Raw genomic sequence first — 13,348 nt, 5'->3', positions numbered from 1 at the left:
AGGGCCACGGACACGCGCGGAAAGCGCGGTCGCAGGGAGTTGGATGATGTTGAGATTTTCACGCCGCGCCGCATTGGCGTCTGCCGCCGGACTGGCAACCACGGGCCTCGCCGGCAAGGCATTGGCGCAGGCAGAAGCGGAGGTGACGGCCGTCACGCCGTTTCCGTTATCGGCCGTGCGCCTGAAACCCTCTCTCTTCCTGACCTCGATCGAAGCCAACCAGCGCTATCTGCTGTCGCTCGAGCCCGATCGCTTCCTGCATAATTTCCGTCTCTATGCCGGTCTTGAGCCGAAGGGCGCGCTTTATGGCGGCTGGGAAGCGCGCGGCATCGCCGGGCACAGCCTGGGGCATTACCAGTCGGCGCTCAGCCTGATGTACGCCCAGACCGGCAAGCCGGAATTTCGTGAGCGCGCGCGCTACATCACCCGCGAACTGGCGCTCGTTCAGGGGCGAAATGGCGACGGTTATGCCGGCGGCACCAATGTCGACAGGAATGGAAAAACTGTCGACGGCAAGGTCATCTTCGAGGAAATCCGCCGCGGCGATATCCGCACGCAGGGTTTCGATCTCAATGGCGGATGGGTGCCGATCTACACCTACCACAAGGTGCTGGCCGGCACGCTCGATGCCCACCACTATTGCGACGATCCGGCGTCGCTTGCGGTTGCGCTGGGTCTGGCGGATTATTTCGGCCGCATTATCGAGGGGCTCAGCGATGCGCAGGTGCAGGAAATCCTGCGCGCCGAACACGGCGGTATCAATGAATGCTATGCCGAGCTTTATGCCCGCACGGGCAACAGACGCTGGCTGACCCTGGCCGAGCGCATCCGCCACCGCGCCGTCCTCGATCCGCTGGCCGAGGGGCGTGACGAACTGGCCGGCAAGCACGCCAATACGCAGATTCCGAAGGTCATCGGCCTGTCGCGTATTTACGAGGTGGCCCCCGACGAACAGCACAGGCAGGACTGTGCAAAAGCGGCGCTTTTCTTCTGGGAGACGGTGACGAAGGACCATTCCTACGTCATCGGCGGCAATTCGGAATATGAGCATTTCGGCGAACCGCGCAAGCTTTCGAAACGCCTGGGCCAGCAGACCTGCGAAGCCTGCAATACCTACAACATGCTGAAACTGACGCGCCATCTTTATGGCTGGTCGGGCGATGCGCGCTATTTCGACTTTTATGAGCGCGCCCACCTCAATCATATCATGTCGCAGCAGGATCCGCAGACGGGCATGTTCACCTATTTCACGCCGCTGGCCTCGGGCTTCGGCCGCGTCCATTCCTCGCCGGAAAACGATTTCTGGTGCTGCGTCGGGTCGGGGATGGAAAGCCATTCCAAACATGGCGAAAGCATCTGGTGGCGCAAGGGAAACCGCGTGCTGGTCAATCTCTACTATGCCTCAATGCTCGACTGGGCGGAAAAGGGCGTCAAGCTCGATATGGAGACCGCCTTCCCGTTGAGCGACACCGTGACCCTGCGCGTAACGCAGGCGAAGGCGCCGTTTGAATTGGCGCTGCGTGTGCCATCATGGTGCGCCGCCCCGAAACTAACGGTGAATGGCAAGGCGATGGCCGCCAGCCCTAAGGATGGATATCTGCTGCTGACATCGCTCAAGGCGGGCGATGTCGTTGGGCTTACCTTGCCTATGGCGGTCCACTCTGAGACCATGCCCGATGATGACCGGCTGGTGGCTTTCCTCAATGGCCCGCTGGTCCTGGCCGCTGATCTGGGGCCAAGCGACAAACCGTGGGAAGGCTTCGATCCGGCCGTGGTGGCCGACAGCAATGAGGGCGTGCTGGTACGGGCAGGGGAGACCTTCAGCCTGGGCACGCACGGCCAACCGGAAAAGCTGGTGCTCAGGCCCTTCTATGGCCAGCATCATAACCGCACCGCTGTATATTTCCGCCGCTTCACGCCGGCTGAATGGCCGAAGGCGGAGGCCGGTTATCGCGCCGCCGCGGCTGAAAAGGCTGATATTCTCCGCCGTACAGTCGACTCCATACGTCTGGGTGAACAGCAACCGGAAACCGACCATGCTTTTGAAGGCACGCCCAATACGGCCGCGATTACGCATATCGCTGAGCGTGGCAGGCTGATCAATAAGGGTTATTTCCAGTTCGAACTGGCGGTCAGGCCGGGGCCGCTCGATTTGCAGGTCAGCTATAACGGCAGCGACCACAACAAGGACTTCAATATCCTGGTCGATGGCCAGCTTCTGACACATGAAACACTGCCGGGCGAGGCCACGGTGGCGCGGACGCTCAAAACCTATCCGCTGCCGGACCTGGCCGGCAAGGACCGTATTACCGTCCGTTTCGAGGCCGCCACCGATCAGTGGACGACGGCCTATGAATGCCGGGTGATCGCGCGGAAGACGGAGTCAGTCTAGGCTTTGTGATACTCGGCGACGCGCCCGACTTCTTCGCGGGAGCCGAGCACGACGCCGACCCTCTGGTGCAGGGCCTCCGGCTGGATATCGAGGATCGGATTGAGGCCATCGGTCGCCGCGCCGCCGGCCTGTTCGATCAAAAGGGCGATGGGGTTGGCCTCGTACATCAGGCGCAGCTTGCCGATCCCCTTGCGGGCATCGACCGGGTACATGAAGATGCCGCCGCGCGTCAGGACGCGGTGAACATCGCCCACCATCGAGGCCAGCCAGCGCATGTTGAAATCGGCCGCGCGCGGGCCGGTCTTGCCGGCCAGGCATTCGTCGATATAGCGGCGGACCGGCGGCATCCAGTGGCGGTGGTTCGACATGTTGATGGCGAATTCGCGCGTGCTGGCGGGGATGATCATCTGCGGTACGGTCATCAGCCAGTCGCCGGTTTTCTGATCAAGCGAAAAGGCCGAAACACCGGCGCCCAGAGTCAGCACCAGGGTGGTCTGTGGGCCGTAGATGGCGTAGCCCGCTGCCAGTTGCCGGCGGCCGGGCTGCAGGACATCGACTTCGGTTACCGGGCCGGACGGCGCTTTCAGGATGGAGAAGATGGTGCCGACCACGCCATTGACATCGACATTGCTGGAGCCGTCGATCGGATCGAAGACCAGCAGGTATTCACCACGTGCCAGCGGGTAAATCTCTTCCATCTCTTCCGAGACAAGCGCGGACACATGTCCGCCCCAGCGCCGGGCCTCCAGCATCATGTCATTGGCGATGACATCGAGCTTTTTCTGCACCTCGCCCTGGACGTTTTCCTGTTCGAGCGCGCCGGTCAGGCCGTCGATGGCGCTGGTATTGACGGCGTGACCGATGTCGCGGCAGGCATCGGCGACCGCCAGGATCAGTTGGTGCAGGGAGTCAGGGGCGGATTGTTCGGCAAGGAACCGGGGGAGAGGTGTCAGCATGGTATCCAGTGTGGCTTGTTATGGTTGCCGAGCACCATAGCGAAATCCGCAAAACACGCCACCCCGTTTACACCGGGTGAGTGTTGTTAGGGTTAATCATTTCTCGTTTTGGGCGTATTCCACAAAAATAATTAACCTGTTGTTAACAATGGGTGGCGGGCCGGCCGTAAACCTGATTACATCGGCCGGTAATCAGGAGCTGTCCCATGCTGGCCAGGATCAAGCGTCTCGCGCCCTATTTTCTCCTCGGCCCCGTCAGTGGTCCGCTGGTGGCCGGCATTGTTCATAATTTCCGCGGCGGCCGCCCGGTTCTGGGCACCATGTATGCCGTTCTGCTGCTGGAATTCATCTATCTGCTGCCAGTACTTTCCGCGAAATATATCCCGACCCTAATGCACTGACGTCATCCCGGCTTGCCGGAAACAGCCGGACAGGCCACAGTTCTGTCTCTGATTCTTTTCAGGAGAGACTGATGGCCCTGCGTGACCTGACCGGCGCGGTCGATTTCGGCCACCTAGAAGCCTATACGCTGAATGACGCCGTGGTGATGGAGGAGGTTCTGCGTATCTTCCAGCAGCAGTGCGAACTGTGGTCACCGCTTTTGACCACGGCACATGATGGCTGGCGTGATGCGGCTCATACCATCAAGGGGGCGGCGGCCGGTGTTGGCGCCGGCCTTCTGGCCGCGGCGGCCGAAGCGGCGGAACGCGGGGACGATGCAGGCGCCGATCTGCGGCTGGACAAGGTGCGCTCGGCCATGAATGCCGCCCAGCACGATGTGGCGGCCTACCTGCACGAACTGCAACTGAGATCCCTGCGCGGTTAAGCAGAACTGACGCAAGCGGCCGGTTTTTATGGCTTGGCATTTGGGGAGGGGCCCTTTAAACGCACAGCCCAGACCCTATCTTTCAGTGAAACCAGAGAGCCGGCATGAGCGACGAAGAGCTGCATATCATCTGTACCGACCGCGAAGGCGTGGTCCATACCCTGCCGGCGCTCGAAGGCTGGCGCATCATGGAAATCATCCGTGACAACGGCCTGCCGATCAAGGCTGAGTGCGGCGGCTGCCTGGAATGCGCCACCTGTCATGTTTATGTCGCCGATGCGTGGCAGGACAGGCTGGTGCCGAAATCCGACGAGGAAGACGAGAAGCTCGACGAAGCCTTCAATGTGAAGCGCAGTTCGCGTCTCTCCTGCCAGATTTTGATGCGCGATGATCTAAACGGACTTGAGGTCACCCTGGCGCCCGAAGCGGATTAAGCTGCAGCGAGCCGGGGTAACAAAAAGGGATAATCCATGCGTTTAAGAACCCTGCTGGCGTCTTTGCTGATCGGTTCGGCCCTGGCGGCCGGTATTACAGGGGCGGCCTGGGCCTGGGGCTCTTCGGGGCATCGCATGATCGGCGAGATGGCGCTGAAATCCCTGCCGACCTATATGCCGGCCTTCCTGCGCAGCCCGCAGGCGATTGCTGATGTCGGCGAATATGCCCGCGAGCCCGACCGTTGGCGCGGCGCCGGCAAGGTTCATGATAATGACCGAGATGTCGCTCACTTCATCGACCTAGATGATGACGGCAACACCCTGGCCGGCGTCTCGCTGGATAACCTGCCGGCCAACCGTTCGGATTATGAAGCCGCCTTGCGCGCCAAAGGTGTCGAGCCCTACAAGGCTGGTACTCTGCCTTATGCAACGGTCGATGCCTGGCAGCAGGTCGTCAAGGATATGGCCTTCTGGCGTGTCCTGACCTATGTCGAGGCGCGCGAAACCGACCGGACGAAAAAAGCCTGGTACAAGGCCGATCTCGCCCGCCGCGAAGACCTGACCCTGCGGGATATCGGCATCCTGGCGCACTATGTCGGCGATTCGACCAACCCGATGCACCTGAGCATCCATTATAACGGCTGGGGCGACTTCCCCAATCCGAATGGGTTCACCACGGAAAAGGTACATTCGCCCCTCGAAGGTGTCTATGTCCACGACACGGTCAGGCAAGACGATATCGCGGCCGCCATGGGCGACTATGTGCCCTGTACGGCACCGATCATGACGTGCGTCACCGGCCGCTTCAAGCCGAGCTTCGCCAAGGTCATTCCGATGTACCAGATGGAAAAGGATGGCGGTTTCACGCCCGGCGACCCGCGCGGCAAGGCGTTTATGGTGGAACGCCTGGGACGCGGCGCCGGCGACCTGCGGGATGCGCTGCTGGATGCCTGGCGTGAGTCCAAGACCATGCAAGTCGGTTACAAGGCCGGTAGCTATGATGATTTTGTCGGCGGCCGGATCGCCGATCCGTGGGAAGTGCTTTATGGCAACGATTAATCAATACGGAACGCATCGGGAAGGTCTGGATTACCTGCCGCGCACTGGCGGTTACGGCATCCTGACGATCAATGGTAAGATCGCCTGCGCGCGCATCGGCTATGGCCCTTACAGCTATGATTTTCCCGGCGGCGCCACTGATCCGGATGAAACGCCCGAACAGGCGGTGGTGCGCGAGTTCGGCGAAGAGGTCGGGCTGGTGGTCGAGGTCGTCCGGCCGATCACCGATCTGAGGCACTACATCATTCATGAGAATGGCACGCCCTATAACAACCACAGCCATTTCTTCGAGATGCGGCTGGTTGGCGAGGACGCTGCCTTGAAAATCGAGGCGGATCATGAACTGGTCTGGCTCGATCCGATGGTTGTGATGACGCACCTGAAGCATGAGGGCTATGCCTGGCCGCTGGCCTTGTGGCTTCGCAATCAATCAATTTGATTGAACGATTTTATAAATTTAATTCATTGGATCGAATAAAGGCGCGGGTCTAATACGGGTTGTCAGACAGACTGAAAGCCCTTCTCATGACCGATCTTGCCGTCAAATTACCCGCCCGCCTGCCGGAAGTCTTTCCAGGCGTTATGATCGCCGCCCTGATTGGGGCGGTTGCGTTCGGACTCCACCAGTTGCCGCACATGGACGCGGTGTCTCCCGCCATCCTGGCGGCGGTCATCGGCCTGTTCCTGGCCCATGCGGTGAAGCTGCCAGGCCGTGCGGAGGCAGGCATCGCCTTTTCCTCGCGCAGCCTGCTGCGCTGGGCAGTCGCCTTGCTGGGTCTTCAGGTCAGTTTCGGCCAGATCGCAGCGATTGGCTGGACAGGGTTTGTTATTGTCGCCGCCGGACTGGCGGTCAGTTTCGTGACGATCCGCGCGGTGGGCCGGGCGCTCGGCGTGGCGCCGAAACTGGCCGAATTGATCGCTGCCGGCACCAGTATCTGCGGTGCGTCGGCAGTGGCGGGCGTCAATGCGGTGACCGGTGCCGAGGACGAGGATGTCGCCTATGCGGTGGCCATGGTGACCCTGTTCGGCACGGCCGCCATGCTGCTTTATCCGCTGGCTGACCATCTGCTGGCACTGGATGCCCGCCGCTATGGCCTGTGGGCTGGGGCGTCGATCCATGAGGTGGCGCAGGTGGTCGGCGCCACGGCGCAGGTCGGGCCGGCGGCCACGCAGTCGGGCGCCATTGCCAAGCTGACGCGTGTGCTGATGCTGGCGCCGCTGGTCATGAGCCTGCGTTTGGGGCGGCGCAAGGCGGAAGGCGGAAACGCGGGCGCCGGTGTGCCTCTGTTCGTCATCGGCTTCCTGGCCCTGGTAGTGGTCAACAGCCTGATCGCCCTGCCGCACGAACTGACGGCCCTGACCGGGCAGGTGTCGGGCTTCCTGCTGGCCATGGCGCTGGGGGCGATGGGCCTGAAGACGCACATCAATGGCCTGAAAGCCAAGGGCTGGGCGCCGCTGGCCCTGGGTGCATTCGGCGCGGTGTTGATCTCGCTTTTTACGCTGGGACTCACTTTAGCTTTCGCCTAAATAAAAGCATGACTTTAGAACAGTTACGCATCTTTATCGCCGTTGCCGAACGCGAGCACCTGACCCGCGCGTCTGAGGCGCTCAACCTGACGCAATCGGCGGTCAGTTCAGCGATTGCGGCGCTGGAGGGGCGGTACGGCACGAAGCTGTTCGACCGCATCGGCCGCGGCATCGCGCTGACCGAAGCCGGACGGCTGTTCCTGCCGGAGGCGCGGGCGGTCCTGGCGCGGGCGCGGGCGGCCGAGCAGACCCTGCATGACGCGACCGGCGGCCTGCGCGGGACGCTTAATCTGGCCGCCAGCCAGACGGTTGCCAATTTCTGGCTGCCGGAGCGCCTGGCGCGGTTTCATGCCGCCTATCCCGGTCTGACCCTTGGGCTGGCCATCGGCAATACCGACCGGGCAGCGGCGAAGGTTTTGAGCGGTGAAGCCGATATCGCGGTGGTGGAAGGGCGGGTGGCTGATCCGCGGCTGGCGGTCACGCCGCTTGACGGGGATCGGCTGGTGCTGATCGCGCCTATTGGCCTCAACCTGCCGCAGCCCTTGACTCCGGCGGACTGGGCCGGTTTTCGCTTTATCATCCGCGAACCGGGATCGGGCACGCGGCATATTCTGGAAGATCATCTGGCTGCGATGGGATTAAGGCTCGACTCTGGTAATATCGTCATGGAACTGCCGTCGAACGAAGCGGTGCGTGGCGTGGTCGAGGCCGGACTGGGCGTATCGCTCCAATCCGAACTGGTGGCGCAACGGGCGATCCGCGCCGGCCTGCTGAAGGGCATGGATATCGGGCTGGCGCCGCGTTCCTTCTATTTGCTTCGACTGAAGGAACGCAGCGGCACCCGCGCCGAACAGGCGTTCATGGACATCTGCAAGGATTAGAAACGTCTCAGGATGAATTCGTCGTCAAGCGTCTGGCCGACCGGGAACTGGTATTCACCCACCCGTTCGAAGCCGTAAGACCGGTAGAGCGCCTGCGCCTTGTGGTTCTCGCTCCAGACGCCGATCCACTGCGGTGCATCGCCATAGGTCTCGCCGAGCCAGCTCAGGGCAATGGCCATCAGCATCCGGCCCAGGCCCTTGCCCTGCTGGCTGGAATGGACATAGAGCCGCTTCAATTCGCCGGCACTCGCTGGATTGGCGTCGGCGTGCGGCAGGCCGACCGGCCCGCATTGCAGATAGGCCACCGCGTCATCGCCGTCATAGACAATGCGCCAGAACTGCGTCGGATCGGCGATTTCCGAAGCCAGTTTTTCCGGCGCATAGGATTTTTCCAGAAAGGCGTTCAGGTCTTCCGGTGGGTAGAGGTGGGCGAAGGTCTCGGTAAAGGTGTCCTTCGCCAGTTGCGACAGGGCCGGGATGTGGTGGGGTTCGACGGGAAGGATGCGCATGGCGGTGTGATAGCCTGTGTGCGCGGCCTAAGCAAGAAACCCCACCACCATCCGTCTTCGCCTAAAGGCTATGCCGGACGGTCCCCCTCCCCACCAAAGGTGGGGAGATATAGTTTAGAATGCCGCCTTGCTGGCCTCCAGGAAGGCACGCAGGGGCTCCGGCTTGCGGCCCGTCAGAGTTTCGACATCGTCGGTCAGGATGTCGAAACCGCCTTCACGCGTGGTAGTGTCGAACGAGACCAGCATGGGAATGAGGGGTTCAGGAACGCCCGCCGCCTTCATACCGCCGGCCAGTTGTTCGTCGGTCAGGTCGACCACGGCCAGCGGCTTGCCGATGACTTCCGAAGCCAGGGCGGCAATCTGTTTCGTGGTCAGAAGTTCAGGGCCGGTCAGTGTCAGAATCTCGTTGGTCGAAGGCTTGCTGAGGGCTGCCGCCGCCGAACGGGCGACATCGGCGTGAGAGACGTGTGATATCTTGCCTTCACCGGCGGAGGTGTAGAGCGTGCCTGAGGCAAGGGCGCCCGGCAGGGTCATCAGCAGGTTTTCCTGATACCAGGCGTCGCGCAGGATCGTGTAGGGGCGGCCGCTGGTAATGATCGCCTGTTCGGTGCCGGCATGATCGGGGGCGAAGGTGACGGCGGAGCCTTCCGGTTTCGGCATGGAGGTATAGACGATTTCGGCCCCGGCCTCGGCGGCGGCTTCCACGGCATTCAGGTGCTGCCTGAGGCGCTGGCCGGTGCCGAGGGAATCGGTCGAAATGATCAGGACGCGATCGACGCCTTTGAAGGCGGCGGCAAGCGAGGCGGGATCGTCGAAATCGGCGGTGCGGGTTTCCGCGCCTTTGGCGGCCAGGTCGGCGATCTTCGAGGTGTCGCGCGAAGCGGCGATGATATGGTCCTTGCCGGCTTCCAGCAGAAGCTGGGTGACATGACGACCGAGCTTGCCATTGGCGCCGGTAATGAGGAGATTGGACATGGTGGTTCCTTTATGATATGTGGTTACTAAATGAGACCGTTTGTAAAATAGTAGCTTATTGCCGCCTGTAAAGACGGCAGGTTTTCGGGAGATAGTTACCTTGAAGGAACCAGTGATCACGCCCGCCCTGCGCCAGGCCATGCAGGATGTCATGGTGCAGGTCGAGGGGCAGGTGGACAGCAGCAAGTGTCCGATACGCGATGTGATGGATCATATCGGCGACAAGTGGTCGAGCCTGCTGATGGTGGCGCTCGGCACCCGGCCGCATCGCTTCGGCGAACTGAAGCGCGCCGTGCCGGATATTTCTCAGCGGATGCTGACCCAGACCCTGCGTGATCTGCAGCGTGACGGCCTGGTCAGCCGGCATGTCTTCCCAACCCAGCCGCCTTCGGTCGAATACCGCCTGACCGCGCTGGGCGAATCGATGATGCCGCCCCTGATGGGCCTGATGAAATGGGCGTCTGATCACCATGCGCAGATACGCGCGGCGCGGGCTGATTTTGCCGAGGCGCAGGCGGAGCCGGCCTGATCCTGTCCGCCTGGCGCAAAAACATACGCTTTACGCGGGCTTGGAATCCGATGGGCTCCAACCTAATTGAAAAATTATTCGCGCTGTAATTGACTGATTTCAAGGCAATTTCAGCGAGAGGCTACGTGAAAGAGGCGGAGACGGCAAACCCGGTGATCAAAACCGGCATAGCGGCATTTGACGATATTCTCGGCGGTGGCCTGACGGCCAACCGGGTTTATCTGCTGCATGGAACGCCCGGATCGGGCAAGACAACCCTGTCCTTGCAGTTCCTTCTGGAAGGCGTCCGGCAGGGCGAAAAGGTGCTTTATGTCACCCTGTCGGAAACCCGCATGGAACTGATGGCGGTGGCCAAATCGCACGGCATGGTGCTCGATGATGTCGAGATTTTCGAACTGATCGCCGAGGAACAGGATCTCGATCCGGACAACCAGTACACCATGTTCCAGCCGTCGGAAGTGGAACTGAGCGTCACCACGCGGCGTATCCAGGATGAGGTTGAACGCATCAAGCCGAAGCGGGTGGTGATTGACTCCCTGTCTGAGGTCAAGCTGCTGGCCCAGAGCGCCTTGCGGTTTCGCCGCCAGGTTCTGGCGCTCAAGCAGTTTTTCGTCGGCCGCGACTGCACGGTGCTGTTCCTCGATGACAAGACGGCGCGCGGCGAAGACGACCTGCAACTGGAAAGCATCGCCCACGGCGTCATCAGCCTTGAGCAGCTATCGCCTGATTACGGGGCAGAAAGGCGGCGCCTGAGCATCACCAAGCTGCGCGGCCAGCGGTATCGCGGCGGGTATCACGATTTCAGCATTCAGCGCGGCGGCCTTGTCGTCTATCCGCGCATCATCGCCAGCGAACATCTCAAGCGCAATGATGTGACCGTCATGCGCAGTGGCATACCTGAAATGGACGCCCTCCTGGGTGGCGGCCTGACATCGGGCACCAGCGTGCTCTTGCTGGGGCCGGCGGGGATCGGCAAGTCCAGCCTGGGGGTCCAGTATGCCGCCGAAGCGGCGCGCCGGGGGCTGGCCAGCATCCTGTTTTCCTTTGATGAGCGCCTGGAAACCCTCTTCCAGCGTGCCGAGGGCATCGGCATTCCGCTGCGCACCTATGTCGACCAGGGGCTGATCGAGGTGCGCGCCATCGATCCGGCGGAAATGTCGCCCGGTGAATTCGCGGACAAGGTGCGCAAGGCGGCGGAAGGCGAAAGCGGCAAGCCGGTCAAGATCGTGGTGATCGACAGCCTCAATGGCTATCTCAACGCCATGCCGGAAGAACGTTTCCTGACCGCCCAGCTTCATGAGCTTCTGACCTATCTCGGTCATCTCGGCATCATCACCTTCCTGGTGGTGGCGCAGCATGGCCTGCTTGGCAACTCGATGCAGACCATGATCGATACCAGCTACCTGGCCGATACGGTCATCCTGTTCCGTTATTTCGAGACCAAAGGCGAGGTCAGGCAATTGATCTCTGTCGTCAAGAAACGCAACGGTCGGCACGAGCGCTCCATCCGTGAATTTTCCTTCACCGAGGCCGGTATCCGTATCGGCGAGCCCCTGCGCAGGTTCCATGGCTTGCTGACGGGCACGCCGTTTTCGATGAAAGCGGCCGAACCCCTGACGATGCAAAATGGCACGGCAGAGGAATAGGGGGCATGACTGAAGAGGCCGAAAGCCGCGTCCTGATTCTGCCCCCGACCGCGCGGGACGGCGCCATTACGGCGGACCTGATAGGCAGGGAAGGGGTAGGGGCCCTGATCTGCCGCGACATCAGTCAGCTATGCGCCGAGATGCAGGCCGGTGCCGCCGCCCTGATCCTGGCCCAGGAATATGTGCTCGCCGACCGGGGAAAGCACCTCCAGGACATCCTGGCGCAACAGGAAGACTGGTCGGATATCCCCATCATCCTGCTGACGCCGCCGGGACAGGATTCGCCGGCCATCCTGAAGGAACTGGAAGCCATAGGGCACATGACCCTGATCAAGCGGCCGGTGCAGCTCAGCAATTTCATGTCGACCATCCGCTCGGCCCTGCGTGACCGGGACAGGCAATATGGTATCCGCGATTTCCTGCAGGAGCGGACGCGGCAGGCGGACATCATGAAGGTGGCGACGGAAAAGGCCAATGCCGCCAATGTGGCCAAGTCGGATTTTCTGGCCAATATGAGCCACGAAATCCGCACGCCGATGAACGCCATACTGGGGCTTTCCACCATACTGGCGCGCAGCTCGCCCCTGACCGCCAACCAGCGCAAATATATCGAGACCCTGTCGACTTCCGGCGAAAGCCTGCTGATGTTGATCAATGACCTGCTGGATATCTCCAAGATCGAGGCCAGCGGTATAGAAATCGAGACCGTGCCTTTCCGGCTCGATCGCCTGCTGGAGGATATGGTCAGCGTCAGTTCCGTCAGGGCGTCGGAAAAGCACCTGAGCCTGACGGTAAATATCGATAATGTGCGCGGCAAATGGTTTGCCGGCGACCCGACGCGCATCCACCAGGTTCTGAGCAACCTGTGCTCCAATGCCATCAAGTTCACCGATAGTGGCGCGATTACCATTGAAACCGTGCGTCCGGATGACGGCGGCGACCGGCTGTCGATCACGGTTTCCGATTCCGGCATCGGCATAGCACCTGAAAAGCTGGAAAAGATTTTCGACAAGTTCACTCAAGCCGACAGCACCATCAGCCGCAAGTTCGGTGGCACCGGGCTTGGCCTCGCCATCAGCAAGACCCTGGCGGAACTCATGGCGGGCAGCCTGACGGTTTACAGCACGCCCGGCGCGGGCTCATGCTTTACCTTCACACTGGACCTGCCTGAAGTCGCCCCTGCTGAAGCACCGGATGTGGCCGAGGCCGCCGCGCCTGGTCGATCCGGGAAGGGCCGCGTCCTGCTGGTCGAGGACTATCCGCCCAATGTGCTGGTGGCGAAGACCTTCCTTGAAATGTTCGGCTATGAGGTCGATCTGGCCGAAAATGGCGCCAGCGCCGTCAATATGGCCGATAGCCTGCGCTATGCCGTCATACTTATGGATATTCAGATGCCGGAAATGGACGGGTTTGAAGCCACGCGCCTTATCCGCCTGTCTGGCAAGCCCAATGCCGAAACCCCGATCATCGGCATGACGGCCCATGCGCTCGATGGCATCCGCGAAAAATGCCTGGCTGCCGGCATGAATGAATATCTCTCCAAGCCCTTTGCGCCCGCCGATCTCGAAAACCGGCTCGGCCAGTTTACGCATTAGGCCGTAAACTCATAAATAT

General features: G+C 61.3%; 14 protein-coding genes. 11 read left to right on the top strand and 3 right to left on the bottom strand.

Annotated features, from left to right (window positions below; all coding sequences use genetic code 11):
* The first annotated feature begins 46 nt into the window (after positions 1 to 46).
* The gene (locus ACTHND_RS11150; RefSeq protein ID WP_440178019.1) at positions 47 to 2,392 is read left to right on the top strand and encodes a beta-L-arabinofuranosidase domain-containing protein; all 2,346 of its coding nucleotides are present in this window, start codon (positions 47 to 49) and stop codon (positions 2,390 to 2,392) included.
* Here ACTHND_RS11150 and ACTHND_RS11145 read toward each other — a convergent pair.
* Complete coding sequence (locus tag ACTHND_RS11145; RefSeq protein ID WP_440178018.1) at positions 2,389 to 3,348, bottom strand: class 1 fructose-bisphosphatase; 960 nt, start codon at positions 3,346 to 3,348, stop codon at positions 2,389 to 2,391. The genes ACTHND_RS11150 and ACTHND_RS11145 overlap by 4 nt on opposite strands.
* Positions 3,349 to 3,554: 206 nt before the next feature.
* On the opposite strand from ACTHND_RS11145, the gene ACTHND_RS11140 reads away from it, so the two are divergent.
* The 7 genes from ACTHND_RS11140 to ACTHND_RS11110 all read left to right on the top strand — a co-directional run bounded on the left by ACTHND_RS11140 (position 3,555) and on the right by ACTHND_RS11110 (position 8,075).
* A complete protein-coding gene (locus tag ACTHND_RS11140) occupies positions 3,555 to 3,749 on the top strand; it encodes a hypothetical protein (RefSeq protein ID WP_440178017.1) in 195 nt (64 codons plus the stop codon).
* Positions 3,750 to 3,820: 71 nt separating this feature from the next.
* Positions 3,821 to 4,174 (top strand): Hpt domain-containing protein, encoded by a 354-nt coding sequence (locus ACTHND_RS11135; RefSeq protein WP_440178016.1) that lies wholly within the window; start codon positions 3,821 to 3,823, stop codon positions 4,172 to 4,174.
* A 104-nt stretch (positions 4,175 to 4,278) separates the two neighbouring features.
* Positions 4,279 to 4,608, top strand: coding sequence for a 2Fe-2S iron-sulfur cluster-binding protein (locus ACTHND_RS11130; RefSeq protein WP_440178015.1), 330 nt, complete (start codon positions 4,279 to 4,281; stop codon positions 4,606 to 4,608).
* Positions 4,609 to 4,644: 36 nt separating this feature from the next.
* Entirely contained in the window at positions 4,645 to 5,667 is a 1,023-nt protein-coding gene (locus ACTHND_RS11125; RefSeq protein WP_440178014.1) for a hypothetical protein, read from the top strand.
* On the top strand, positions 5,654 to 6,106 hold the full coding sequence (locus ACTHND_RS11120) for an NUDIX domain-containing protein (RefSeq protein ID WP_440178013.1): 453 nt from the start codon (positions 5,654 to 5,656) through the stop codon (positions 6,104 to 6,106). Before ACTHND_RS11125 ends, ACTHND_RS11120 begins: the two co-directional genes overlap by 14 nt.
* 86 nt (positions 6,107 to 6,192) lie before the next feature.
* Positions 6,193 to 7,194 carry a YeiH family protein gene (locus ACTHND_RS11115; RefSeq protein WP_440178012.1) on the top strand — a complete coding sequence of 334 codons (1,002 nt, stop codon included), beginning with the start codon at positions 6,193 to 6,195 and terminating at the stop codon, positions 7,192 to 7,194.
* Between the two features lie 8 nt (positions 7,195 to 7,202).
* Positions 7,203 to 8,075 (top strand): LysR substrate-binding domain-containing protein, encoded by an 873-nt coding sequence (locus ACTHND_RS11110; RefSeq protein ID WP_440178011.1) that lies wholly within the window; start codon positions 7,203 to 7,205, stop codon positions 8,073 to 8,075.
* Here ACTHND_RS11110 and ACTHND_RS11105 read toward each other — a convergent pair.
* Together ACTHND_RS11105 and ACTHND_RS11100 are read right to left on the bottom strand one after the other, a co-directional pair.
* Complete coding sequence (locus tag ACTHND_RS11105; RefSeq protein ID WP_440178010.1) at positions 8,072 to 8,584, bottom strand: GNAT family N-acetyltransferase; 513 nt, start codon at positions 8,582 to 8,584, stop codon at positions 8,072 to 8,074. The genes ACTHND_RS11110 and ACTHND_RS11105 overlap by 4 nt on opposite strands.
* A 114-nt stretch (positions 8,585 to 8,698) precedes the next feature.
* Complete coding sequence (locus ACTHND_RS11100; RefSeq protein ID WP_440178009.1) at positions 8,699 to 9,559, bottom strand: SDR family oxidoreductase; 861 nt, start codon at positions 9,557 to 9,559, stop codon at positions 8,699 to 8,701.
* A gap of 100 nt (positions 9,560 to 9,659) precedes the next feature.
* Here ACTHND_RS11100 and ACTHND_RS11095 point away from each other — a divergent pair, with 100 nt between their 5' ends.
* The 3 genes from ACTHND_RS11095 (at position 9,660) to ACTHND_RS11085 (ending at position 13,329) form a co-directional block, all read left to right on the top strand.
* Positions 9,660 to 10,088, top strand: a complete 429-nt coding sequence (locus tag ACTHND_RS11095) for a winged helix-turn-helix transcriptional regulator (RefSeq protein WP_440178008.1) — start codon at positions 9,660 to 9,662, stop codon at positions 10,086 to 10,088.
* A 125-nt stretch (positions 10,089 to 10,213) separates the two neighbouring features.
* Positions 10,214 to 11,734, top strand: coding sequence for an ATPase domain-containing protein (locus tag ACTHND_RS11090; protein WP_440178007.1), 1,521 nt, complete (start codon positions 10,214 to 10,216; stop codon positions 11,732 to 11,734).
* Between the two features lie 5 nt (positions 11,735 to 11,739).
* Positions 11,740 to 13,329: an ATP-binding protein gene (locus ACTHND_RS11085; RefSeq protein WP_440178006.1), complete on the top strand. Its 1,590-nt coding sequence runs from the start codon at positions 11,740 to 11,742 to the stop codon at positions 13,327 to 13,329.
* Positions 13,330 to 13,348 lie beyond the last annotated feature (19 nt).

Origin of the sequence: Asticcacaulis sp. (assembly GCF_051954415.1) — a bacterium.
Taxonomy (GTDB): domain Bacteria; phylum Pseudomonadota; class Alphaproteobacteria; order Caulobacterales; family Caulobacteraceae; genus Asticcacaulis.
Note: the sequence above shows the minus strand (reverse complement) of the source record. Positions and strands in the feature narration are given on the sequence as shown.